Raw genomic sequence first — 23,259 nt, 5'->3', positions numbered from 1 at the left:
ACCTTTTCTACTCAGATAAAATAATACGTTGTAACAGTTCTTTCGCTTGGCTATACGAATCTTTGTCGACAAACAAACTTTTTTCAGCAAGTTTAACCGGTATCAATTCTAACCAGCGCGCTACCACCCAATCGCCTTGATCAAAATGTTGCTTTGGATATAAGGCATTTAACTCAGCATTGTCGATAAAAACTTTACCTAATGACTTAGCCAGTTTATCGGTGGTTTTATCTAGACTGATATCAGGCCAATGGATTTTAGCGGTGACAACGCCGTGATGCAGTTTATCAGTGTCTTGGGTAATCGCCTTGATATCGACTAAGCATTTACAGCGTACGTCAATCAGTAATACCCCGTCTTCACCTTGGTCAAAGTTAATAATTTCGACCCAGCTGCCGACTGACATAGGTTTAGCTTTTTCATCTCTGTCATGCGAAAAAATAACAAAGCCTTGGTTTTTCATTGCTAGCGAGACCATTTTTAAATAACGCGCTTCAAAAATACGCAGTCGAGTTACCCCTCGAGGTAACAAAAATATTGGCAATGGGAAAATAGGCAAATTAATAGTTGGCATAGTTTACAATAACTAATCTTAATGGATTGATATTAGTTATACGTGTTGAAAGCAAAAGACGATCAAAGCAATGAGCAAAAAAAAGCCCCATCAAGAGTCAGATGAGGCAAAGAGTCAAACAGGGAATACAACGAGCAATAATCTTTAATAATATTGAAGATTTATACGTGGTAAAAACAAAAAACGATCACAGCAATGAGCAAAAAAAAGCCCCATCAAGAGTCAGAGGGGCAAAGAGTCAAACAGGAAATACAACAAGCAATAATCTTTAACAATATTGAAGAGTTATACGTGGTAAAAACAAAAAACGATCACAGCAATCAGCAAAAAAAAGCCCTAACAAGGGCAAAGGGTCAGACAGTAATTTGGTTCAGATAGTCAATGCCAGCTAGAACGATGAATTCAAGGCCTTATTGACAGCTTTTTACCGGCAATTCTTTATCAAAAAATAAAGTAATTTCAGCCACAGTAACACCAAATTTCTTCATTTTTGTGCGGTTAAATACTCGGTACTCATCAATTCGATACATCCAATCGTCAAGTGACAATTGCACTTCTTCACCGTCTATTGGTACCAATAACTCATATTGCCATTGAAAGGCAAAACCCATTTGTTGACCGACAGCTTTACCAACAACATCTCCAGCACTACCCAAGTATTTACCTTCTTTTAACTTGGTTAGCTGCCAATTACGAAAAGTAACTTCGCCATCAGCGAAGTAAAATACTTCTTTTAACACACCTTCGTCACCTTGCCATTGGCCATCAAGCTCAACACAAAAACGCCGAGTCACTTTACTGCTGTAATCTTGTACCATGCCCCAGGCTATCGACTTGCCAGAAAAATATTGCTGTATATCGAGTTGAGGAGCAGTAGCCTGATAATCTTCTAATTTTGTTGTACAGCTTGAAAGTACAAAGACTAAGCAAAAAAGTGCCGCCAATTTCGCATGTTTACTCATATATTATTCCCTAATAGCTGTTGTCGTAGTTTAGGCTCGCTGGTGTTTTCATCTAACCAAATACGAAGAAATGTTTTGGCAAAAGTTAAACTTTCAATTTCACCTATTTTTTGCCTATTCAAATAGAATACGCTTATACCTTTTTGGCTTAACATCGACAAGCGATCTCCAGCATTAATATCTCGCCATATTTTTTCTAGTAAAGGCAAAAAAGCTAAATATTCATTTTCATTAAGCGATAAATGTTGCCATTGCGATACGGTGTTATCTATTAATTCTTTTTTACTGATGTCGCGTAAGTAATGTATTTCAAACAAGGCATGCTGACATAGGTTACTAAAGGGTCGTTGGCCATCGGTAGTGAATAACGAGCTTTCATAAATATCCCAAAACAAAACTGAGAACTTGGCTTTACCCAATAAGGTAAAGTGCTGCTCGGTAGTCAACTTTGTTAAGTCGTTAGCGATAATAGACACTTGTTCAGAAGCTTGACACTTCATCAAACCTTCATCACTGACGACTGCCACTTCACTAGGGGTAACACTTTCAATCGGGTTATTCGCTAGGGCATTGAAAGAAAATAGCCCAATTAATAGTGTAAGCGTAGACATAAGATTGACATTAACCAACATAACTTTTTTCCTTTACCAGTAACCAACCACTTAGCGCAAACATAAATACCATGAACGGCCCCCACAAACAGGCCAGTAATAAATAACTAGACCCTACTGATAGCCCTAAATCAACCACGGCTAATTTTGCTCCGGCCAGATAACTTAATGGTGCTGATATGGCGCCAACAACAAACTGCAGTAACTTAGAATTGGCTAGAAAAGCTAAACTATGGCGTATGGTACTAGCGAAAACAATCCACAAAGTAATAAGCCAAAAAGGAATACCCTCGGTACCTGGAAAAATAAAAACACCTGAATAAACTAAAGCAAGGTCTAAGCAAATACCAAGCGCTGCCACTGAGCAGATTAATAATATTTCGTTTGTAGTGCTCTTAAAATACCAAAGCTGTGCGCCAAACAAAATGGCTGCAATCGGAACAAATAAATCGCCAATAAAAACCAAGCCAAACCAAGCGACATTGAACGCGACTAAATTCCATAGTGGAGATTTAATTTTCATCACTTTATTCACCATAACTTTATTCTCATAACGTGCCTTTATGCAAACTTAGTCAATTGTACGTAATAAACTGTAAACAAGATTAGTCTGCTCAGGTTTTTTATGATCTATATGCTAAAAAATTTCGTATGCTGAACAATAAATATTGAAAAGATCTTACTATGCAAATGCAACAAATCTTAGGTTATTTAGGATTAGCTCCCTTCGTCCTCGCACTGGTATTTGAAAAGTTCAGTCCTACATTATTAAATATCGCCGCCGAGCAGGTATTTATATTTTACAGCGCCATCATCTTAAGCTTTATTGCTGGCACACTGTGGCGCAAGCACAATGATAAATTAAGTATTAAATTACAGCTCTGCAGTAACATATTCAGTTTACTTGCTTTTTTTGCTCTGTTATTACCCAACTATCTAGCACTGGTAATATTGGCGGTGAGTTACCCAGCGATTTTATGCTGTGAATACTACTTTGATACTGCTAAAAATGAACACAAGTCTTATTTACGCATGCGGCTGAAACTGACTACGCTAGTGGTAATAATGCATATTATTGCGGTTCTCTTGTGGTGTACTTAGCCGAGTCAGATGTATAGGCTCAGAAATGAAAATAAGACTTTACGCCGCTATTAAATAAACTTTAATTTAACTTTAAAATTTGCCATTAATAATCGGTGAAAGTATCCGCTACTCTTCTAAGTCAGCCATGCCGCTGATTGGTGGGTTAAACCATAAAATGCTACAATGAATATAAAAACTTGCTCACCATGGTAGTAAATATTTAGTGAACACATGCGCAATGAAGCAGTTTATCGTTAAAGCTATCAACACGACTCATCGCAAAGGTATATTTAATCTAGTACAGGACTACTACTTTTCTCAGCCTATAAATTCAGAGTAATAATTAGACAATTGGACTTTACACCAAGACAATATTATTAGAGTCCTTGTTAGAGATATGAAAAATATTTCTTTTAATTTGCATTAACCAAAAGTAGTATTTAAATGTATCAATCGAGCACAATTATCAACCACATAGCTAATTTCACTTCTCAGCGTAACACAGAGCTATTGGCTTTTAGTCTGTTGAAAAGCGTTAATAGCATGATAAGTTGCTTATCAACAAGGATAATTACTGTTAATAAAAAGGGAGATATTAGAGCTCATATCTTCTTTGAGAACAGTCATTACACTGTTAATGACAGCTCTATTGAGGTAGAGAGTGCTTTAAGACGTAGTTTTGAGCACATGCATGATTCTTCTCTGGCAACCTTGACCGTAAAAACTAAAACCGGTTACTCCGTAATACATCTACTGCATCATGATAGGAAAAGCGAGCAATTCTTAATCATTAATTTAGAAGAAAAAATGGCCAAAGAAAGTGACTATATCCTCTCAGGTCTTCTCAGCATATACAGTAACTTTATTAAACTGTTAAATGAATCTCAAACGGATGAATTAACCGGGCTTGCCAACAGAAAAACATTTGACTCTGCTATTTCAAATATTTTTAACACGCGGCCCCAAGAGTACAAAAAAGTAGAACGTGACAGACGAATTCAAGAGAGCCATAAATATTGGTTAGTGATGGTTGATATCGACGATTTTAAACATGTTAACGATCGATTTGGACACCTTTATGGTGATGAAATATTAATTCATTTAGCACAAATTATTCGCTCAAACTTTAGAAACGAAGATTTACAATTCCGTTTTGGAGGAGAAGAGTTTGTTATTCTATTGAGTGCTGATAACCAAATGGAATGCATGCAAATTCTAGAACGTTTTAGACGTAATGTGGAAGAATATCAATTTCCAAATTTAGATACAGTAACTGTTAGTATCGGCGTAGTTGAACTTAAGAAAGAAACCTTTCATATAACGTCTATCGATTATGCAGATCAGGCTTTATATAAAAGTAAAAAAAGTGGTAAAAATCAAATTACTTTTTTTGAAAATATGCTGAGTCAAGGAATAGCTAAAAAATCTGACATTCAAGGCGGTAGCGTAGACTTTTTTTAAACAACATTTAAAAAAAGATAAATAAGCGTCACTTAACTTTTATGCCCGGCATAAAAATTTGTTATAGGACTATCAAAGTGGATATTTATCTTTGAGCACATTTTTACTCCGATGAATATGTGCTGGCAAAGCAATGCTGGGTAGTAATATCTATTTCTCATTCAAAATAAGAGAAATCTAGATAGATTAATCATATTAATACCAGCGCTCCGTCAATATAGTGAAATACTAAAGCTAGCAATAGACTTGAGTGCAAATGATGAAGGCGACGCTACTGGCGGTGATTAGCGGATATTGGTATTGTTATCACTCGCTTAATCAGATGAGTAATTCATCTTGTTGATTTAATGTTTTTTTGGCTTTAAGATCTTATTTATATAGGTAAAAATGAAAAAATAAAGCTTCAACTCATCTGTCTGCCAAGACTTACTGCCAGCCAAAGCGCCAGAGCGTAGGCTGTTTTAAATCTCGCCAGTTTATTGAGTATTCATTATGATTAATAACCGCGGTGATAAGACACTCAATAACATTTTTCTGCTCATCAAATTCTACCTCAGTGATAACAAAATGCTTTTCTCGGTTTTCAACACTCACCTTGGTCCACTTACTATGCAGCAATACTTTTGGATTTACTCTGTTCATGCTTTTGCAAGCAATAGTTTATTTACCTTAGATAAGAACACATCTAAAGTTTCTTGCTGCTCGAAATCAAAAGTATAACGACCATGAAACAACAAGGTTAAGGTTAAGTCTTTATAGCCTAAAAAACAGGTATAACCATCGAAGTCATGCCAAGCGGTTATACCTTGATACTCATAGTTACCCTCAGTTTTGCTACCTTGGGTGGTGACTAAATTAAACACCTGTAATAAATCACTTAAGGCGACAGTATTATTTTTCATCATTAGCACAAGATCCTCTGACGGTAACGGCTTTTCTTTGATTGGCCACACATTTCATCAAAAGCACTGTCTATCTCAAGCAGTGCAGAAAATATATTGTTGCCTCTTAAATACGCTTTTGCTTCGACGATAGAATTAACAACTTCTACCGAGTCTTCTCCTAATCCAACAAAGTTATCACTTGAGTCGATAACCCCTACTAAATAATGGGTAGCACCTGCAACAGCGATAATAATGGGCTCTGAAGAAGGTATTGAACTTGATTGTATCATAAACCTCCATTGGTCTATTTCTCGTATTAATCGTATACCTTTATTAACAACATATACGAGTTAAATAGACATAAAGTTCAATATGATTGACCTTATATAACCGTTCCACTTCAAAATGCCCCTTTCTCGGCTTGCCGACAGGGAGCTAAGCTAGAAGTGAAAGGCTATACACTAGAAACACTGATTATTGATAGGCGCCTTGAGCATAAGTTAATTCATAACTATGGCTGTAAATTTCAAGGATATTACCAAAGGGGTCTTCCATATAAATCATACGGTAAGGTTTTTCACCTGGGTAATAGTAACGTGGCTCTGCCATACGTTTTTTACCACCGGCAGCGACTATTTTCTCAACTAACTCTTCAAGATTTGGATCTTGCACGCAAAAGTGAAAGATACCCGTTTTCCAATATTCAAAGTTATTTTCTGGATTTTGCTGATTTTTAAATTCAAATAACTCCACGCCAATACGATCGCCAGTCGACATATGGGCAATTTTGAATTTATCCCAATTAGCACCAAAAACATCAGTGCACATTACGCCAATGGCGCTGTCGTCTTCAATAACTTCTGTCGGCGCCATAATTAAATACCAACCTAAAACCTCAGTATAAAACTTAACCGCTTTTTCTACGCTCGGTACTGAAATACCAATATGTGAAAATGTTCTTGGATAGGCTTTGCTCATGTTAATAACCTCTTTTAATAACTTTTTTTAATGTGATGGACAAAGTATAGACAATGTTATAAATTATAAAAAATTATCATTAGTTATGAAGTTAAGTACGTTTTGTTATGATAAATCTTGTTTGGTTAAAAACTTTTTGCACACTGGTTGATGTTGGCCACTTCACTAGAACGGCTGACCAGCTTTTTATGACCCAGTCTGGGGTTAGTCAACAAGTAAAAAAGCTAGAACAGCAGCTAAACACCTTGTTAGTGATGCGCGAAGGCAAGTCTTTTTCGCTTACCGACGCCGGCATAAAATTGCATCAACAAGGACAAAGCTTATTGCAAAGTTCAGCAGAGTTAGAAAAAGCAATCCAACAAGATGATCCTTACATAGGTACAGTAAAAATTGCCTCGCCGGGCAGTATTGGCTTAAAGCTCTATCCTTATATGCTCGATATTCAACAACAGCACAGGCAATTAGCCATCAACTACAAATTTGCGCCGAATAAAAATATTGAGCAAGACTTAACTGAGCGTAAAATCGATATTGGCTTGGTCACTGAGCTAAGTAAGGCGGCCACTATTATCAGCCAAAAAGTCGCGGTTGAGCCACTGGTGCTAGTCACTCCAAATACGGTTAGTACCATCACTTGGCAAACACTAACCACACTAGGCTTTATTGACCATCCTGACGGTGAGCACCATGCACAAGCGCTGCTCAGTAAAAACTATGCTCAATTTGAACACATTAGCCAATTTGAGCACCAAGGGTTTTCTAATCAAATTAACTTAATTCTTGAACCGGTTAGCCGCGGACTTGGTTTTACCGTTTTACCCTTATATGCTGTAAAAGCCTTTAGTAAACCAGAAAAAATAAAGATGCATTTATTAGCACATTCGGTGAATGAAACCCTGTATTTATGTCAGAACCGACACTCACTTGAAAACAACCGCAGCAAATATATCAAAAGCGCCATTATTGACTTTATCGCTTAGCTATCTTAATTATCTTAGTTTTCTTAGTTATTGAAACAAAGCCGCTATCAGTGATGCACTACTAACTAATGAAATGCTAACTGATGAAATTAGGTCAGTGAACCAGGTGATATTTAATGCCGCGCTTAACGAATATACTCGCTAGCCACAATGGTTAAGCACAATAGCTAATTGCACCAAAATAAAGCAAATTGTTCATTTACTGCCCTTTACGCCGTGTTGTCATTTTTTAACATTCAGCACCAAAAATAAAATAATCATTATTTTACAATAGATTACACCCTAAATTCAGTGACTAAATTAATGGCATAAGAGTTGTAAGTATAATTATATTACTATTTAGCTAAAGTAAAAATTATGCTCTCAAATTTTATTAAACACCACAAACTGCCAGAAAATTTTAAACTAACAGCACAAGAGCACTACCAACCGCTCGCCGAGCAAATATTCAGTCAGTTTACGAAAAATAATGGCGCTTATTTTGTCGGTATTAATGGCTGTCAAGGCAGCGGTAAATCAACACTGACTGATTTTATCGCTGAATATTTGGCCACCACCTATCAATTAACCATTGTAGTGATGTCGTTAGATGACTTTTATTTCACCGGTGAAAAACGCCAGCAGCTTGCTAATGACATTCACCCGTTATTAGCAACTCGTGGTGTGCCTGGCACGCACGACATGACAATGCTAGCAAGTACCTTAACAAAGTTAAAAGCCCAGCAAACAGGCTTTGCTATCCCAAGGTTTAATAAAGCCACTGACGAACCATACCCTGCAGAACAGTGGCCAATAGTTAACAAGCCAGCAGACATTATTTTACTAGAAGGCTGGTGTTGGGGCGTAAAGCCACAAACTGACGAGCAATTAAAAGCCCCGGTTAATGAACTTGAGCTCAAGCATGACAGCAAGGGTGAATGGCGCCATTATGTTAATCAACAACTTAAAAATAACTATCAACCTTTATATAAAACAATGAATTTCTGGTTAGCACTGCAAGCACCGTCATTCGACTGTGTTTACCAATGGCGCTTAGAGCAAGAGCAAAAATTGCAAGACAAGAATATGGGTTTACCGAATTCAAAAATAATGAAATCTGCTGGTATCTTAAATTTCACGCAATATTTTCAACGATTGAGTGTGCAAGCATGCCTGAGCATTTCACAGACTGCTGATGCTATTTTTTACTTAGATTACGCGAGAAATATTTCCAAAACGCCCTTTATGGAAGATCTATGAGTGCGACAAAAACCATTATTTTCAGTGACCTCGACGGCACGCTGCTTGACCATTATAGCTATCAGTCAACGCCGGCAAGTCAAACACTGCAACAGTTAAGCAAAGCCAAGATTCCGGTGATCTTAAATAGCAGTAAAACACTGGCTGAATTAGAGATTATTCGCGCTGAACTTAAGCTTGATACGCCCTTTATTATCGAAAATGGCGCTGCCGTTTACATCCCTATTAATACCTTTATTACCCAACCGGCAGAGACTGAACTCATCGGTAACTATTGGGTAAAATCATTCTGTTTACCAAGACAATATTGGCTAAAGTTACTGAACGAGCACAGTGAAAAATTTCAGCCATATTTCCACGGTTTTTCAACCCTCTCAGCCGCCGCCGTGGGCAAAATAACGGGCTTAGATTTAGCGCAAGCTGAGCGGGCAAAACAGCGACACTATAGTGAACCCGTGCAATGGATAGGTGATAACAGCACAAAAAAAGCCTTTATCGAACATTTAGTGGCATTAGGCGCCAGCGTTGTCCAAGGAGGACGCTTTATTCATGTCGGTGGTTACTGTGATAAAGGCCAAGCGCTTATTTGGTTAACCCAACAATATCGCGAATATTTTAGCCGCCACACGGTTTACACCATTGCCCTAGGCGACGGTGAAAACGACACACCCATGTTAGAAGCCGCAGATATTGCCGTGCAAATACGCTCACCGGTGCACGATTTTCCGCCGCTGTATCGACAATACAAAACCAGTCAAACCCAGTTATATGGCCCCGAAGGCTGGGCAGAAGCGATTCAACAACTATTAGCAAAACAACTAGGTTCACAAGCAACTTAATCTGAGGTAAATCATGGCTGACTTCTATCAAAATGGTACGGTGACAACATTACATAACTTGGCCCAGCGCGAGCCAGAAAATATGGCCGCTGAGTTACTAGCGTTTTCAAAAAAACGTTCATTAGGGCTCATTTTACCCTCGCTGTTTTCCGAGCTAGAGGGTAAAGCTTTACCCGATATTATTCATAAAATAAAACAGGTAAAGTATCTATCTGAAATTGTTATCGGCTTAGACCGAGCAGATTTAGCGCAATACCAACACGCGTTATCATTTTTTTCTCAGCTACCTCAACACCATCGAGTGTTATGGAATGATGGCCCCAGATTACAAGCAATAGATGCAAAATTACAGGCCTTAGGTTTAGCACCAAAAGAGCTCGGCAAAGGCCGCAATGTTTGGTATTGCATGGGCTATATTTTATCCTCAGGTAAAGCCGAGTCCATCGCCCTTCATGACTGTGACATTCTCACTTATGAAACAGAGTTACTCGACCGACTGCTGTATCCCGTGGCCAACCCATTATTTAACTATGAATTTGCCAAGGGGTTTTATGCTCGTGTTGCTGACGGAAAAATAAATGGCCGGGTTTCTCGCTTGTTGGTCACCCCTTTGATCAAAGCGCTGAAAAAAACGGTTGGCCATTGCGACTACCTAGAATATATGGACAGTTTTTTGTATCCCTTAGCGGGTGAATTCTCTTTTCGACGCGATGTATTAAATGACATTCGTATTCCAAGTGATTGGGGGTTAGAGATTGGCGTATTATCTGAAATGTATCGCAACTATTCACCAAACCGCTTATGCCAAGTGGATATTGCCGCCACTTATGATCATAAGCATCAAGACTTATCGTTAGATAATACCGCGGGTGGTCTATCAAAAATGTCGATTGATATCAGCAAAGCTTTCATTCGTAAACTTGCCACTCAAGGTGAAACCTTCAGCGCTGAAAAGTTTAGAACCTTAAAAGCAACTTACTATCGCATTGCTTTAGATTATGTTGAAACCTATCGCAATGACGCGATGATGAATGGACTGGAACTTGATATTCATAATGAAGAAAAAGCAGTAGAAATGTTCGCGCAAAATATTTTAACTGCAGGCAACACTTTCTTAGCAAACCCAATGGAAACGCCTTTTATTCCCTCTTGGAACCGTGTGGTGAGTGCTATTCCCGATATTTTATCTCAATTAAAAACCGCCGTAGAGTTAGACAACGAAGAGTTTAATCAAAAATAAAGGAAGATATCGCCGATGCCCGCACAAATTGAACCGTTAAAAAACAAGTTAATTCAACAGCTTTCAACTATTTATCACGAGGTAGCACTTGAGCAAGCAACGGATGATATTGCCGATGCGCTGATTGATATTATGCGCTTACCAAGCGAAGTACTGGCGCCAACACCTTTTAGCAATCATTGGTCAGAAGCAGACATTGTCTTAATTACCTATGGTGATAGCATCATAAAAGCAGCTCAGCCACCGTTACACACTTTAAAAGTATTTTTAGATAATCATCTAAAAAACACCATCAACAGTGTACATATATTACCCTTTTTTCCGTATAGCTCTGACGATGGTTTTTCGGTTATTGACTACTCATCGGTTAATGAATCACTGGGAACATGGCAAGATATCACTGAAATAAGTCAAGCTTATCAACTGATGTCAGATCTGGTGATTAATCATTGCTCAAGCCGCAGTGCTTGGTTTGATAACTTCATCAAAGGCGAAGGAATAGGGCATGATTTTTTCTTTACCGCGCAGTTAGACGATGATTTTTCTGCGGTGGTAAGACCACGGACATCACCCTTACTAAAGGAAGTGAACACCGGCAAAGGGCAAAAATTTGTCTGGTGTACTTTTAGTCACGACCAAGTCGATTTTGACTTTCGTAACCCCGAAGTATTAAAAGCATTTGCTGCAATTATTCGACAATATCTTGATAGCGGGGTGAAAATATTTAGGTTTGATGCCATTGCCTTTATCTGGAAAATTGTTGGCCGCGATAGTATTAACCTACCTCAAACTCATGAAATTGTGCGCTTATTACGCACCTTAATTGAATCTGCAGACCCGCAAGCGATTATCATTACTGAAACCAATATTCCTAACACCCAAAACCTTACCTACTTTGGTAACGCTAATGAAGCCCACGGTATCTATAACTTTTCATTGCCACCCTTACTCATAAACACTTTACTGACCGGTAATTGTTTATATTTAAAACGCTGGCTAATGAGCATGCCACCTTCACAAGACGGTACCCTGTATTTCAACTTTATTGCCTCACATGACGGCATTGGTCTGCGTCCAGCAGAAGGATTATTAAGTGACACTGAGCTTGATAGTTTAATTCATACTATTGAGAGCTTTGGCGGTAAAATTTCATGGCGAACCTCAAACACTGGCGAGCAAAAAGCTTATGAAATGAATATTGCCCTTTATGATGCGCTACAAGGTACGGTTGCAGGTAAAGACCACTGGAACTTTGAACGTTTTATTTGTGCACATGCCGTCATGTTTGCCCTTGAAGGTATACCCGGAATTTATATTCACAGCATGCTAGGAACACAAAACGACTATAAAAAATTGGCCAACACGCATAATAACCGCTCAATCAATCGCCATTGTTGGCATGAAGAGGCTCTAGAGGCCGCATTGGCTGATAGTAGTTTACATCACGCAAAAGTGCTTTCAAGCTTAAAAACATTGTTAAATATTCGTATTAAACAACCCGCATTTCATCCCAACGCCACCCAATTTACTTTACATTTAGGCTTACAATTATTTGGTTTTTGGCGACAAAGCCAAAACAGAAAACAAAGTATATTTTGTGTCAGTAACGTCTCAGACCAAGCTGTCGCCTTGCCGTTAAGCGAACTTAATTTGATCGTTACCCAAACTTGGGTAGAATTAATCACGGGGGAAAACATTACCGAGTTAAGCCAAGAGATAATATTATCTCCTTATCAAACCGTATGGATAGCTAACAAAGCAGAGCGTATATAACGCGCCATTTTGTGCAAGCAGGTATGGCTCTGTGTTATTAATGCTCTGGGCTATCAGGCTATACTGACAATAGCTTTTTTACAGGCAAATAAAGCTTATAACCACAAATAAACCTAGCTATTAACCAACAAAAATCGATAAGTTTAAGTACGTTAAGTGATCGTAAACCCAGCTAATTACGTATACTAGGTACACAAGTCAACTTATATGACAGCACTTAAATGCAATATATTATCAATCACGACGAACTGGTTAATATGGAACCTCGCTATAGAGCTCAGGTTATCAACAGCTTATCTGGTTTTAAAAGTGCTAATCTTATTGGCACCCGCGACGAGCAAAATATCAATAACTTGGCCATGTTTAGCTCGGTATTTCACCTGGGTGCTTCACCGGCTTTAGTGGGTTTTATTTCACGCCCCGACAGTGTTGACCGACATACGTTACGCAATATTCAGCAAACCAAACAATTTACGATTAACCAAGTCAATGAAAGCTTTTGGCAAGCAGCTCATCAAACCTCTGCGCGCTACGGCAATGATGAGTGTGAATTTAAACAAACTGGATTAACGCCACATTTTATCGACGCAGTTAATGCGCCATTTGTGCAAGAAAGTCGACTTAAATATGCCTTAACGCTAAAAGAAATAGTACCAATACAACTTAATAACACCGTATTAGTGATTGGCGAAATAACGGATATTCTTTGTGAACAAGACGCAATAAAAAGTGACGGTTATATCGATATTGAGTCATTAAATACCGTCATGGTTTCTGGGCTCGACAGCTATCACACCAGTAAACGGTTATCGCGTGTAAGTTATGCAAAACCTGATGAATCGCAGCAAAAACTTTCAGTCGATGGCCAAGCAGAAAAGTAATCGAGCTAAGCATTAATCTGACGTTGAGCGCATTAAGGGTAAAGTAAAAATCACCTCGCTATACCCGCTTAATTTTTTGAGATTTTTCCAAGGCTTAACTGCCGTATATAGTAACTTTTAGGGCTAATTTAATGTTAACAATATTTTATGATGGTAACTGCCCATTATGTGCCACAGAAATGGCTCAGCTAAAAAAACATGATCAAAACGATTTAATAACTTTGGTCGATATCCACCAAGACAATTTTGCTACGCTCCACCCTAGCGTCAGTTTTGATGGCGCAATGAAAATATTGCATGGCCATTACAACGGCCAAGTATTATTGGGCCTAGCCGTTACACACCGAGCATGGACTTTAGTTGGCAAAGGTTTTTGGGTTGCACCACTTAATTGGCCAGTCATTAAAACTATCAGCCACTGGGTCTATTTAGGCTTAGCTAAATATCGTCATCCAATTTCAGCACTGCTCGCCAAATTATTTAATATTAAAACCACTCACTGTAATTCAGGAACTTGTCATGATAACCGAACAAACACTGATCATCGGCGCAAATAGCGATATTGGCCAAGCCATTGCTGCGCAAATACAAGCTTCAGAAAACACTGGCTTAATACTGATTAGTCGAGACTTAGCACAGCCTAATCCTGTTGCTAGTGACTTGATAGGCGCTAATGTGACAAAAATTAGTCTTAAAGACTACCAAGCAGAATCAATCGACCAAGCGATCGCAGAATTAGCTCAGCATAAGCATGCGCCAATAACGCGGGTATTTGTCTGTAATGGCATACTGCATAATGATCATATTCGTCCAGAAAAACGTTTAGAAGACTTTGATGCCCAAGCCTTTATTGAAATTATGACCGCAAATTCTTTAACACCAATGTTGTGGATACAAAAATTAACCCCTTTATTGACCGGGAAATCACCCTGCAAATTCGTGCTATTTAGTGCCCGAGTAGGCAGTATTAGTGAGAATCGTTTAGGCGGTTGGTATAGTTATCGGGCGTCGAAGGCGGCATTAAACATGATAGTTAAAACCGCATCAATAGAGTTAGCCCGTCGAGCAAAAAATATCAAGCTAATCGCTTTTCATCCGGGCACTACTGATACGCCATTATCAAAGCCGTTTCAAAAAAATGTTCCGGCTAATAAGCTTTTCACCCCAGAATTTGTCGCTAAACAGCTACTAGACATTGTTGAGAACACTGCGTTAGATCAAACAGCAAGCTATCTCGATTGGCAGGGAGAATCTATCAACTGGTAGTATTGAATAAATGCTATAACAATGCCTAGTCAATAGCATTATTGCTAGGCATTGTGCTTAATGAGATCAACACTCAACACTGCTACTACAAGGCTTATAACAAGCTTTATTTTTAAAAATCGACAGGGAAACTTCATTAAGTCATTGATAAATAATTAATCAGTAATTGTTTATAGAGCAATTAGTTATCTTTTATTAATAGTTTATGTATAGTTTTATCTAACTGATTTTTCAAAGCGCTCAAACTATGGTAGTTACACACCTAGTAGTTTAGCCAGAATACACTGTAAACTGAGCGTTAGCGGGTAAAGTTAAGTTTATAACTACCTAGTTAGCCCCTAGTGATAGAACAGAAAACAACCTATAGCCCAAAGCCATAAGCTAGTTTATTTAAAAAACACACTAGCAATAATTAAAGAGAATGGGCCAGCGACTTTGCTAGTCACTAAAAAACCCACTTCACGAATATTTTCAGATGTTAGTACCGGCGCATTGGGTATTTCACGGCCTCGAAATGATGCTTGAAAGTCAGCCAGTATAAAACTTAGTTGTGTTTGTTGGCCTGCCACCGTATCAAAACTCTGTTTATAAGCCATACGATAACCGTCAAGGTTAACAATCAATCTTAATTGATAAGTCAGTCCATCACCTTCAATATCTATTGTTACGCTTTCAAGCGCTTTAGCTAAAGGCTCTATTGGGCGAAATACTGAGCTGAACCCACCGTTATTTGCTAGTGATATATCACCTGAAAATATTGCTTTGTTTACTTGTAATGAAATCTGACCTTGAGATTTGCCTCCCATGACACCGTCATTAGTAATGCGCCAACTATCAAGGCTTTGTTGCTCAGTAAAATTAATCATAAGGGCAGACTCTTTTTTGGCCATACCAGCAAGCTGTTTATTTTGCTTGGCCTGTATTTGAAACTCAGTGCTAGCAAGGCTATAACCAGCAAAAACAGTCGATAATAAAAGTGCGTAAACAGTCACTCGCATTGGCTTGCGCTCCTATTCTTGACTGGTGAATGTTAACTGGTGAACGGTGACTAGTGACTGTTGAGTGATGAACTTTAGCCCGAGACACCAGCAGCCTCACGAATAAAAATTTGCCTAATAACCTCACTTAACTCGGTCAGTTCGTTCACTACAATATTCGCTAAATTGGCATAATCAGGCGTTTCGCCATGCGTCACCAGACATGACATAGTATTAGCATTTTGTGCGGCTTGTAGATCGTATAAATAGTCACCAACATATAATAAATTTTCAGCAGGTGCTTGCCATAATTGTGCTAAATGCAATAAAGCATCAGGAGCAGGTTTAGCCTCGTGATCGGCCCTAGTTAATAGCAGGGTAATAGCAATATTATTATTTTGCATTTTTATCAAAGCCGCTTGACGACAGTTTCGCGTAACAATGGCACAAGGTATATCCAATTCAGACAATAGCGCTATAAGTTGGTCAGTGCCGAGCAGTTTTTTCGCATTAAGCGCGTCACTAACTTCAAATTCAACTAACGAGTTATTGGCATGAATCTGCTGCTCTGTGGGCAAAGCATCAACAAAATCTAATAAGTCGATATCTTTTGCGCAACCTAAAGACGCTCTTATTTCTTCAAAATTTAAAGATGAAGAAACTAAAGTATTATCTAAATCAAATATAACGCCTAACAATTTCTCTGCTAACAATGTTCAATCACTCCTATTTTTCTTATAGAACCATTCATCAGAACGGTGAATTAACTTTTAGCTCTAGCTAACGAGTATCTATTTAACTAGAGCTAAATACGCAACAAAATGAAATTAAGATCAAACTGTCCCTGCTTTAGGCCTGTGACTCAGCCGATAAAATTAATAAACGCTCGTTTAATAGAAAATATATAACTGTCTTTTAGCTAACTTATATACCGCATCAAAAGTATTCACAACTGTATCAAATGACGTGTAGACCCTGTATATTGCAGAAAAAAAGTTCGCTAAATATTCACACTATGCTTAGGGTTTAATATCAATGAATCACGACTATAACGGTATAACTGTTGCAGCGCTCACGACCACTTATGATCTCAAATTAGTCGTTCTCTCCATGCTAATTGCCATGTTAGCCTCATTCAGTGCCTTTGGCATAGTTGAACGAAGTATGTCCGCTTCCCAACAAAGTCAAAAAATATTATGGAATTTATTCGGTGCTTTAATGATGAGTGTCGGTATTTGGGCAATGCATTTTATTGCCATGGTATCGTTAACATTTCCAATACCGGTTAGCTATGACCTAGCCACAACTATGGTGTCTATTCTACCGGTAATGTTTGCCTCTAGTATTGTTATGTGGTTGATGACACTAAAAACATTTAGCTATTATCGATTATTAATCGCTGGGCTGTTGTTAGGTCCAAGTATTGGCCTTATGCATTACATAGCCATGGGCGCTATGAGATTACAAGCCGTAATGGTTCATGATATGACCTTAGTTTATTTGTCTATCTTGATCGCGGTGATATTGGCTATGGTGGCACTAAAGATACAGTATGCCGCTATTAATCAACACCAGTATCAATTTATAACTAAAAAACATCTAGTGAGTGCTGTGGTTATGGGCTTGGCATCTTCAAGTATGCACTATAGCGCGATGACAGCCGTGCACTTTATTCCGCAAACTACAGACCAAGTCATCGATGCAGTCCCTCCAACCACATTAGCCTTAATTGTCACTGTGGTGATTTTAGTGCTATTACTGCTCACTATGCTCATTCCGCACTTACTAAGGTACAAACAACTAGTTAACAGCTTAAACGCAGAAGTACTAGTTAAAGCAGAAATTTTACATGAACTTGATCACCGTTCTAAAGCACAAACAGAACAAGACACTCAGGCGGTCAAAGCTGCTCAGGCTGCACTTCTAGCACAAAAAGCGGCCATGGATGAGCATTCGCTAGTGTCGATTACTGATGTTAAAGGCACGATTAACTATGCCAATACCAAATTTTGTACGGTCAGTGGCTATAGTCAAGAGGAACTCATTGGAGCCAATCATCGCCTGCTTAATTCTAAGCAGCAACCGAAAGACTATTGGCGTGAGATGTATTTAATTATATCTAAAGACGGCTCCTGGAATGATGACATCTGTAATCTTGCCAAAGATGGACAAGAGTATTGGGTTAATACCACCATTATACCCTTGTATGTAGACGAAAAGCTTAGTGGCTATACTTCAATTCGTACCGATATTACTGAACATAAAAAAAGTGAGAAAAAGCTTAAACTTGCCAACGAAGAGAAAGATAAACGCGCAGCTGAGCTAGCCCTTGCCGCTATTGTATTTTCTCACACCCGTGAAGGCATTATCATCACTGATGCGAGTGCGAGCATCATCAAAGTCAACAACACCTTCACTGAAGTTACCGGTTACTCACATCAAGAGGCGGTCGGTAAAAACCTACGCTTCTTTCAATCAGACAGTCAGTCAGCTGAGTTCTATGCTTTGATGTGGCAAGCGGTTAACTCCAAAGGCTATTGGGTTGGCACCATTTGGAATCGTCGTAAAAATGGTGAAGTATACCCAGAAAACCTGACCCTAAGTGCGGTGAAAAATGCGGCTAGCGAAATCAGCCATTATGTTGCACTCTATTCTGACATTACAGAACTTAACAAAACCCATCAAAGTCAACTACAGCGCATGGCTCATTACGACGACTTAACCGATTTGCCCAATCGCACATTACTCGCTCAGCGCCTGAACCAAGCGATATTACAAAGCAATCGCCAGCATAATTCCCTCGCTGTAGCATTTATAGATTTAGATGATTTAAAAACGGTTAATGATGCCCATGGCCATCATGTCGGTGATGAACTATTAATTATTATCTCACTACGCATGAAAGAGGCGTTACGTGAGGGCGATACACTTGCTCGTATTGGTGGTGATGAGTTTGTCTTGGTATTAACCGATTTAACGAAAACTGAAGAGTTTAACAAGATATTAGAGCGTTTACTGCTGGTGGTTTCAGCGCCAGTAATAGTTGATGATCTGGTGTTAAATGTATCGGCTAGCATAGGTGTTACTCAATACCCTCAAGATGAATCCGATGCAGAAATACTTATCCGTCATGCCGACCAAGCCATGTACATGGCGAAAAAATCGGGTAAAAATTGTTATCACTTGTTTGATAGCGCCCTCGATGACGCCGTTAACCTTGAACAGGAAAAAATTAACAATATCAGTGCAGTACTCGATAAAGGTGAGTTCGTTTTGTATTATCAACCGAAAGTGAATATGTCTACGGGTGAAGTAGTGGGTGTAGAAGCCTTGATCCGCTGGCAACACCCTATCCGTGGTTTAGTGCCGCCATTAGATTTTTTACCGCTAATAGAAAACCACGCTATTAGTCTAGATATAGGTGAATGGGTTATTGATACCGCGCTGAGCCAAATAAGCCAGTGGCAAAGTATCGGCATTACGTTACCGATTAGCGTCAATATCAGTGCTTATCAGCTCCAAAAAACTGATTTTGTTGAACGCCTGGCGACATTATTGGCGGCACATCCTGATGTGTCACCCCATTTATTGGAACTAGAGGTATTGGAAACCAGCGCATTAAATGACATCAACTATATTATAGCGACCATGAAATCTTGTATTAGCCTGGGTGTGCAGTTTGCCCTAGATGATTTTGGTACTGGATATTCCTCGCTAACTTATCTCAGGCGCCTACCCGCTAGCCAGATCAAAATAGATCAGAGTTTTATACGCGACATGCTCATTGACCCCGATGACTTAGCCATTGTGAAGGGCGTTGTTAGCTTGGCGAAAGCCTTCCAGCTTGAGGTGATAGCAGAAGGGGTAGAAACGGTTGAACATGGCACTGAATTATTACAACTGGGTTGTAAATTAGCACAAGGTTACGGCATTGCAAGGCCAATGCCCGCCAGTGCAGTGCTAACATGGCTGGACAGTTGGCAGCCTGATAGCGCTTGGCTGTCCTAAAAAATCTCCTTTAATTATTACGGTTAGCACTGGCTATTGTCCAATTAACACCTTTACATGTGAATTATTTGTGGCAATAGTTAGGCTTTACATTCTAGTGAACACCTTGTTTTTTAATGATTATAGCCGTTTCATTAATTAGCTGGTCTACTTTATATGTAGGAAAAACTAAGCGATAGTATCGATAATAATCACTTCACAGTCGGTAGCAGCTCTGAGTAAAATGGCATTGGATTGGGTAACTTCCAGCCCATCGCCCTTGTTCATGGTTACCGTTTTTAAGCTGTCTTCTACTTTAAACATGCCATCAGAAGCTAAAATATAAGCTTGATGGCTGATTTTATGTTCAATAACGCTTCCTTTAGTTAATTTTCCACCATAGATTCTCGTTTCTTGGTTAATAAACAATGCCTTACTTTTATCTTCTGGATAACCTGAGACTAACAACGTCAGTGCTGAGCCATACTCGCTAGGAAATTTTTTACTTTCCCAGCGCGGTGCTACGTTATCTTTATTGCTTTCAAGCCAAATTTGATAGAAAGTTAACGGTTTATTCGTACGGTTATACTCTGAATGCACAATGCCCGTACCTGCACTCATCACTTGTACTTCACCTGCTTTAGTGATGCTTTTATTACCTGTGCTGTCTTGATGAGTAATAGCACCTGAGCGAATAAAACTAATAATTTCCATATTACGGTGTGGATGCGAAGGAAAGCCCATACCGGCTTCTACCCAGTCGTCATTGACTACGCGTAGTTTTCCAAAGCCCATACGTGTTGGATTATAGTAATTAGCAAAACTAAAATGATGGTTAGATTTCAGCCAGCCGTAGTTAGCTTTGCCTAAGCTTTTATAGGGATAATGTTTGATCATGGTCTTTCCTCCACACTCATTGAATGAAACTTTATAACTCATGGCGTTGGTAATAAATTTTTAGCGCTATAAAGCGGTATTTGATCGTTAAACGATTAACACTTGTTAGCCCTTAATATTGACGGTCTCTATCGTGTGGCGCATCAAAGTGTTGACGCGCACCTAAAGGGACAATACGAGTAGGGTTAATCGTTAAATGACTCGCGTAGTAATGAATTTTCGTGTACTCCAGATCAACCGTTCCTTTCACACCAGATACTTGATAAAGCTCATTAACATAGTTACTAATATGATGAAACTCAATCAGTTTTTCGCGATTACACTTAAAGTGACCATGATATACCGCATCAAAACGAATCAGGGTAGTAAACAAACGCCAATCCGCTTCAGTAATGTTTTCACCCACGAGATAACGCTGTGTTGATAAAAGATCTTCTAGCCAGTCTAAACTAGCAAATAAGGCCTGGTAAGCCTCATTGTAAGCGACTTGTGTGGTGGCAAATCCGGCTTTATAAACCCCATTATTAATACTGCCATAAATACGAGCGTTCACGTTGTCTATTGCTGATCTTTGAGCAAGTGGGTAATAATCATCAACGTTACTGGTTAATTCATTGAATGCTGAATTAAACATTCTCATGATTTCAATTGATTCATTATTAACAATAGTTTGAGTCTTTTTGTCCCATAAAATAGGCACAGTAACACGGCCTTGGTAACTGGGATCTGCTTTTAAGTATAACTGGTAGGCATAATTTAACTGATAAAGCGGATCACCTTTTTCACCAAACTCCCAACCATTTTCCATCATGGCGGCTTCTACAACACTGACCGAAATAACATCTTCGAGTTGTTTTAATTGGCGAAAGATTAGGGTTCTATGTGCCCAAGGACAAGCCAATGAAACATATAAATGATAACGACCTGCCTCGGGTTTAAATTGACTATTTTCTGCGGCTGATATTTGATTTCTAAAACGACTATCTTGACGTACAAATTGTCCTTTACTTTTATTGGTGTCATACCATTGGTCGACCCATTTACCGTTAACAATTAATCCCATAATAAACTCCTAAATTTTTTTCTTTAGCCAATAGCATGGCTAATGCTTGTGATAAAAGATAGTAAGCGCCAGTTAAGCATTTTTGTTTAACTGCCGATAAGCTGTGTTATCTATTGAGTATTTACCGCCACCTTGAATAAATAAGGCAAGAGTCATAGCTAATAGCGCTAAAGCAAACTCATAGCCATTATTACTGATAAAAAAGCCACTCGTTATATGGACACTAAAAATGGCAACTATCATAGTAACGGCTAAAACAAAACTTGTCGGTCTAGTGAGAAAACCCACGATGAGTAATAAGCCACCAAAAAATTCAGCACTACCAGCCAGCAATGCCATTAAAAATCCTGGCGTAAGCCCTATCGATTCCATCCACTGGCCTGTACCCTCTAAGCCATAACCACCAAACCAAGCAAATAATTTTTGCGCACCGTGAGCGCTAAAAATAAGCCCTGCGATTAATCGTAGTGGTAATGGTGACAAAGATTGTTCAGTTTTAGTGATGCTATTAATGATGTTGGTAATTGCCATGCTAAATGCCTTTAAGTGTTGTTAATTGAATATGTCACTATTGTATAAGTTGAATTGCTGTTGAATAACCCCTAGTATTTGTTTGTTATGTTCAAATAATTTGAACAATTAAGTGTTTGGATTAAACAACATGAAGACACCCGCTATCAGCCTAGAAGCATTACTTGTATTAGACGCCATTGAAACTCGTGGCAGTTATGCGGCCGCAGCAGAGCAATTAAATAAAGTGCCTTCAGCGCTTTCTTATATTGTGCAGAAGCTTGAGGAGCAGTTAAATGTCACACTATTTCAGCGCCAAGGTCGTCGTGCTGTTCTTACGCCAGCAGGCAAACATTTATTGTCTGAGGGGCGAAAAGTCTTAAGTGCAATCAATACCTTGTCAGAGCAAACACAAACCATTGCTAATGGCTGGGAGCCAAAAATTCGCCTTGCTTGTGATTCAATTATGGATATAAAAACTATTTTTAATGGCATAGAAGGGTTTTTAGCTGCACATCACAGTATTGAGATTGATGTGCAAGAACAGGTGATGAACGGCACGTGGGAAGCGTTAATTGACGACCGAGTTGATTTGGTGATTGGCGCCCCTGCACCGGTACCTAATCAAAAAGGTATCCGAGCAATAAAAATAGCTCAGTTAAACAGTGTGTTAGTGGTCAATAAAGCACATGAGTTATCACTTATTACGCAGCCGATTAAATTAGAACAGTTATCAGGCTATAGAAATGTGGTTGTTCATGACTCAGCACAGCATCAAATTCCATGGTCGGTTAATATGATTGCAGGCAGCCAACATTTTTTTGTCAGCTCTATTGCCATCAAAACTGCCGCTATTATTGCCGGAATCGGTATTGGCTATTTACCCAAAAACCTGATCCAAGATCACATTGAGTCAGGCGAGCTCATTGTGATCAAATTAGCTGAAGAACGTCCACCTCAAGACTTATTTATGGCATGGAAAATAACGAACAAAGGCAAGGGCTTAAATAAGTTAATCACAATTTTATCAAGGTGTTAAACTAGTGTTAAGCAT

General features: G+C 38.9%; 25 protein-coding genes. 12 read left to right on the top strand and 13 right to left on the bottom strand.

Features of this window, described 5'->3' with window-relative positions; genetic code table 11:
- Positions 1-7: 7 nt before the first annotated feature.
- The 4 genes from H4J41_RS17310 to H4J41_RS17295 all read right to left on the bottom strand — a co-directional run bounded on the left by H4J41_RS17310 (position 8) and on the right by H4J41_RS17295 (position 2,670).
- Positions 8-574, bottom strand: coding sequence for an LON peptidase substrate-binding domain-containing protein (locus tag H4J41_RS17310; protein WP_182137357.1), 567 nt, complete (start codon positions 572-574; stop codon positions 8-10).
- A 410-nt stretch (positions 575-984) separates the two neighbouring features.
- The gene (locus tag H4J41_RS17305) at positions 985-1,536 is read right to left on the bottom strand and encodes a DUF3833 domain-containing protein (RefSeq protein ID WP_182137356.1); all 552 of its coding nucleotides are present in this window, start codon (positions 1,534-1,536) and stop codon (positions 985-987) included.
- Positions 1,533-2,168 carry a chalcone isomerase family protein gene (locus H4J41_RS17300; protein WP_182137355.1) on the bottom strand — a complete coding sequence of 212 codons (636 nt, stop codon included), beginning with the start codon at positions 2,166-2,168 and terminating at the stop codon, positions 1,533-1,535. The genes H4J41_RS17305 and H4J41_RS17300 overlap by 4 nt, the downstream gene beginning before the upstream one ends.
- Complete coding sequence (locus H4J41_RS17295) at positions 2,158-2,670, bottom strand: DUF2878 domain-containing protein (protein WP_182137354.1); 513 nt, start codon at positions 2,668-2,670, stop codon at positions 2,158-2,160. Before H4J41_RS17295 ends, H4J41_RS17300 begins: the two co-directional genes overlap by 11 nt.
- A 161-nt stretch (positions 2,671-2,831) precedes the next feature.
- Between H4J41_RS17295 and H4J41_RS17290 the strand changes: the two genes are divergently transcribed.
- Both H4J41_RS17290 and H4J41_RS17285 read left to right on the top strand, forming a co-directional pair.
- Positions 2,832-3,248, top strand: a complete 417-nt coding sequence (locus H4J41_RS17290; RefSeq protein ID WP_182137353.1) for a DUF3429 domain-containing protein — start codon at positions 2,832-2,834, stop codon at positions 3,246-3,248.
- A 426-nt stretch (positions 3,249-3,674) separates the two neighbouring features.
- A complete protein-coding gene (locus H4J41_RS17285) occupies positions 3,675-4,691 on the top strand; it encodes a GGDEF domain-containing protein (RefSeq protein WP_182137352.1) in 1,017 nt (338 codons plus the stop codon).
- 426 nt (positions 4,692-5,117) lie between these two features.
- On the opposite strand, the gene H4J41_RS17280 is transcribed toward H4J41_RS17285, so the two are convergent.
- The 4 genes from H4J41_RS17280 to H4J41_RS17265 all read right to left on the bottom strand — a co-directional run bounded on the left by H4J41_RS17280 (position 5,118) and on the right by H4J41_RS17265 (position 6,553).
- On the bottom strand, positions 5,118-5,333 hold the full coding sequence (locus H4J41_RS17280; RefSeq protein ID WP_182137351.1) for a TIGR02450 family Trp-rich protein: 216 nt from the start codon (positions 5,331-5,333) through the stop codon (positions 5,118-5,120).
- Positions 5,330-5,596 (bottom strand): DUF3081 domain-containing protein, encoded by a 267-nt coding sequence (locus H4J41_RS17275; protein WP_259363392.1) that lies wholly within the window; start codon positions 5,594-5,596, stop codon positions 5,330-5,332. The genes H4J41_RS17280 and H4J41_RS17275 overlap by 4 nt, the downstream gene beginning before the upstream one ends.
- A complete protein-coding gene (locus H4J41_RS17270; RefSeq protein ID WP_182137350.1) occupies positions 5,596-5,865 on the bottom strand; it encodes a DUF6482 family protein in 270 nt (89 codons plus the stop codon). The genes H4J41_RS17275 and H4J41_RS17270 overlap by 1 nt, the downstream gene beginning before the upstream one ends.
- 184 nt (positions 5,866-6,049) lie before the next feature.
- Positions 6,050-6,553: a lactoylglutathione lyase family protein gene (locus H4J41_RS17265; RefSeq protein WP_182137349.1), complete on the bottom strand. Its 504-nt coding sequence runs from the start codon at positions 6,551-6,553 to the stop codon at positions 6,050-6,052.
- A gap of 107 nt (positions 6,554-6,660) precedes the next feature.
- Between H4J41_RS17265 and H4J41_RS17260 the strand changes: the two genes are divergently transcribed.
- From H4J41_RS17260 to H4J41_RS17225, 8 genes are all read left to right on the top strand, one after another.
- Positions 6,661-7,533: a LysR family transcriptional regulator gene (locus H4J41_RS17260; protein WP_182137348.1), complete on the top strand. Its 873-nt coding sequence runs from the start codon at positions 6,661-6,663 to the stop codon at positions 7,531-7,533.
- Positions 7,534-7,890: 357 nt separating this feature from the next.
- Positions 7,891-8,772, top strand: a complete 882-nt coding sequence (locus H4J41_RS17255; protein WP_182137347.1) for a kinase — start codon at positions 7,891-7,893, stop codon at positions 8,770-8,772.
- On the top strand, positions 8,769-9,611 hold the full coding sequence (locus tag H4J41_RS17250) for a mannosyl-3-phosphoglycerate phosphatase (RefSeq protein WP_182137346.1): 843 nt from the start codon (positions 8,769-8,771) through the stop codon (positions 9,609-9,611). The genes H4J41_RS17255 and H4J41_RS17250 overlap by 4 nt, the downstream gene beginning before the upstream one ends.
- Before the next feature lie 13 nt (positions 9,612-9,624).
- Positions 9,625-10,851: a glycosyl transferase gene (locus tag H4J41_RS17245; RefSeq protein WP_182137345.1), complete on the top strand. Its 1,227-nt coding sequence runs from the start codon at positions 9,625-9,627 to the stop codon at positions 10,849-10,851.
- Between the two features lie 15 nt (positions 10,852-10,866).
- Positions 10,867-12,624: an alpha-amylase family glycosyl hydrolase gene (locus H4J41_RS17240; RefSeq protein WP_182137344.1), complete on the top strand. Its 1,758-nt coding sequence runs from the start codon at positions 10,867-10,869 to the stop codon at positions 12,622-12,624.
- Positions 12,625-12,845: 221 nt separating this feature from the next.
- Positions 12,846-13,505: a flavin reductase family protein gene (locus H4J41_RS17235; RefSeq protein WP_182137343.1), complete on the top strand. Its 660-nt coding sequence runs from the start codon at positions 12,846-12,848 to the stop codon at positions 13,503-13,505.
- 131 nt (positions 13,506-13,636) lie between these two features.
- Positions 13,637-14,062: a thiol-disulfide oxidoreductase DCC family protein gene (locus H4J41_RS17230; protein ID WP_182137342.1), complete on the top strand. Its 426-nt coding sequence runs from the start codon at positions 13,637-13,639 to the stop codon at positions 14,060-14,062.
- The gene (locus H4J41_RS17225; protein ID WP_182137341.1) at positions 14,025-14,771 is read left to right on the top strand and encodes an SDR family NAD(P)-dependent oxidoreductase; all 747 of its coding nucleotides are present in this window, start codon (positions 14,025-14,027) and stop codon (positions 14,769-14,771) included. The genes H4J41_RS17230 and H4J41_RS17225 overlap by 38 nt, the downstream gene beginning before the upstream one ends.
- A gap of 386 nt (positions 14,772-15,157) precedes the next feature.
- Here the strand turns inward: H4J41_RS17225 and H4J41_RS17220 are convergent, their stop codons facing one another.
- Entirely contained in the window at positions 15,158-15,769 is a 612-nt protein-coding gene (locus tag H4J41_RS17220) for a CIA30 family protein (RefSeq protein WP_259364477.1), read from the bottom strand.
- Positions 15,770-15,843: 74 nt separating this feature from the next.
- A complete protein-coding gene (locus tag H4J41_RS17215; protein WP_182137340.1) occupies positions 15,844-16,461 on the bottom strand; it encodes an HAD family hydrolase in 618 nt (205 codons plus the stop codon).
- 322 nt (positions 16,462-16,783) lie between these two features.
- Between H4J41_RS17215 and H4J41_RS17210 the strand changes: the two genes are divergently transcribed.
- Positions 16,784-19,756 (top strand): EAL domain-containing protein, encoded by a 2,973-nt coding sequence (locus H4J41_RS17210; RefSeq protein WP_182137339.1) that lies wholly within the window; start codon positions 16,784-16,786, stop codon positions 19,754-19,756.
- A gap of 168 nt (positions 19,757-19,924) precedes the next feature.
- Here H4J41_RS17210 and H4J41_RS17205 read toward each other — a convergent pair whose 3' ends face one another.
- The 3 genes from H4J41_RS17205 to H4J41_RS17195 form a co-directional block, all read right to left on the bottom strand.
- The gene (locus H4J41_RS17205) at positions 19,925-20,632 is read right to left on the bottom strand and encodes a pirin-like bicupin family protein (protein ID WP_182137338.1); all 708 of its coding nucleotides are present in this window, start codon (positions 20,630-20,632) and stop codon (positions 19,925-19,927) included.
- A 112-nt stretch (positions 20,633-20,744) separates the two neighbouring features.
- Positions 20,745-21,695, bottom strand: a complete 951-nt coding sequence (locus tag H4J41_RS17200) for a glutathione S-transferase family protein (RefSeq protein ID WP_182137337.1) — start codon at positions 21,693-21,695, stop codon at positions 20,745-20,747.
- A gap of 72 nt (positions 21,696-21,767) precedes the next feature.
- Complete coding sequence (locus H4J41_RS17195) at positions 21,768-22,226, bottom strand: DoxX family protein (protein WP_182137336.1); 459 nt, start codon at positions 22,224-22,226, stop codon at positions 21,768-21,770.
- A gap of 130 nt (positions 22,227-22,356) precedes the next feature.
- Between H4J41_RS17195 and H4J41_RS17190 the strand changes: the two genes are divergently transcribed.
- Positions 22,357-23,244, top strand: a complete 888-nt coding sequence (locus H4J41_RS17190) for a LysR substrate-binding domain-containing protein (protein ID WP_182137335.1) — start codon at positions 22,357-22,359, stop codon at positions 23,242-23,244.
- The last annotated feature ends 15 nt before the right edge of the window (positions 23,245-23,259 follow it).

The organism is Colwellia sp. MB3u-45 (genome assembly GCF_014077005.1).
In the GTDB taxonomy this organism is placed as follows: domain Bacteria; phylum Pseudomonadota; class Gammaproteobacteria; order Enterobacterales; family Alteromonadaceae; genus Cognaticolwellia.
Note: the sequence above shows the minus strand (reverse complement) of the source record. Positions and strands in the feature narration are given on the sequence as shown.

What these genes read in the sequence shown, in the direction of transcription:
- H4J41_RS17310 (WP_182137357.1), bottom strand. Translation starts at nt 574, where the DNA reads ATGCCAACTATTAATTTGCCTATTTTCCCATTGCCAATATTTTTGTTA.
- H4J41_RS17305 (WP_182137356.1), bottom strand. Translation starts at nt 1,536, where the DNA reads ATGAGTAAACATGCGAAATTGGCGGCACTTTTTTGCTTAGTCTTTGTA.
- H4J41_RS17300 (WP_182137355.1), bottom strand. Translation starts at nt 2,168, where the DNA reads ATGTTGGTTAATGTCAATCTTATGTCTACGCTTACACTATTAATTGGG.
- H4J41_RS17295 (WP_182137354.1), bottom strand. Translation starts at nt 2,670, where the DNA reads ATGAAAATTAAATCTCCACTATGGAATTTAGTCGCGTTCAATGTCGCT.
- H4J41_RS17290 (WP_182137353.1), top strand. Translation starts at nt 2,832, where the DNA reads ATGCAAATGCAACAAATCTTAGGTTATTTAGGATTAGCTCCCTTCGTC.
- H4J41_RS17285 (WP_182137352.1), top strand. Translation starts at nt 3,675, where the DNA reads ATGTATCAATCGAGCACAATTATCAACCACATAGCTAATTTCACTTCT.
- H4J41_RS17280 (WP_182137351.1), bottom strand. Translation starts at nt 5,333, where the DNA reads ATGAACAGAGTAAATCCAAAAGTATTGCTGCATAGTAAGTGGACCAAG.
- H4J41_RS17275 (WP_259363392.1), bottom strand. Translation starts at nt 5,596, where the DNA reads ATGATGAAAAATAATACTGTCGCCTTAAGTGATTTATTACAGGTGTTT.
- H4J41_RS17270 (WP_182137350.1), bottom strand. Translation starts at nt 5,865, where the DNA reads ATGATACAATCAAGTTCAATACCTTCTTCAGAGCCCATTATTATCGCT.
- H4J41_RS17265 (WP_182137349.1), bottom strand. Translation starts at nt 6,553, where the DNA reads ATGAGCAAAGCCTATCCAAGAACATTTTCACATATTGGTATTTCAGTA.
- H4J41_RS17260 (WP_182137348.1), top strand. Translation starts at nt 6,661, where the DNA reads ATGATAAATCTTGTTTGGTTAAAAACTTTTTGCACACTGGTTGATGTT.
- H4J41_RS17255 (WP_182137347.1), top strand. Translation starts at nt 7,891, where the DNA reads ATGCTCTCAAATTTTATTAAACACCACAAACTGCCAGAAAATTTTAAA.
- H4J41_RS17250 (WP_182137346.1), top strand. Translation starts at nt 8,769, where the DNA reads ATGAGTGCGACAAAAACCATTATTTTCAGTGACCTCGACGGCACGCTG.
- H4J41_RS17245 (WP_182137345.1), top strand. Translation starts at nt 9,625, where the DNA reads ATGGCTGACTTCTATCAAAATGGTACGGTGACAACATTACATAACTTG.
- H4J41_RS17240 (WP_182137344.1), top strand. Translation starts at nt 10,867, where the DNA reads ATGCCCGCACAAATTGAACCGTTAAAAAACAAGTTAATTCAACAGCTT.
- H4J41_RS17235 (WP_182137343.1), top strand. Translation starts at nt 12,846, where the DNA reads ATGCAATATATTATCAATCACGACGAACTGGTTAATATGGAACCTCGC.
- H4J41_RS17230 (WP_182137342.1), top strand. Translation starts at nt 13,637, where the DNA reads ATGTTAACAATATTTTATGATGGTAACTGCCCATTATGTGCCACAGAA.
- H4J41_RS17225 (WP_182137341.1), top strand. Translation starts at nt 14,025, where the DNA reads ATGATAACCGAACAAACACTGATCATCGGCGCAAATAGCGATATTGGC.
- H4J41_RS17220 (WP_259364477.1), bottom strand. Translation starts at nt 15,769, where the DNA reads ATGCGAGTGACTGTTTACGCACTTTTATTATCGACTGTTTTTGCTGGT.
- H4J41_RS17210 (WP_182137339.1), top strand. Translation starts at nt 16,784, where the DNA reads ATGAATCACGACTATAACGGTATAACTGTTGCAGCGCTCACGACCACT.
- H4J41_RS17205 (WP_182137338.1), bottom strand. Translation starts at nt 20,632, where the DNA reads ATGATCAAACATTATCCCTATAAAAGCTTAGGCAAAGCTAACTACGGC.
- H4J41_RS17200 (WP_182137337.1), bottom strand. Translation starts at nt 21,695, where the DNA reads ATGGGATTAATTGTTAACGGTAAATGGGTCGACCAATGGTATGACACC.
- H4J41_RS17195 (WP_182137336.1), bottom strand. Translation starts at nt 22,226, where the DNA reads ATGGCAATTACCAACATCATTAATAGCATCACTAAAACTGAACAATCT.
- H4J41_RS17190 (WP_182137335.1), top strand. Translation starts at nt 22,357, where the DNA reads ATGAAGACACCCGCTATCAGCCTAGAAGCATTACTTGTATTAGACGCC.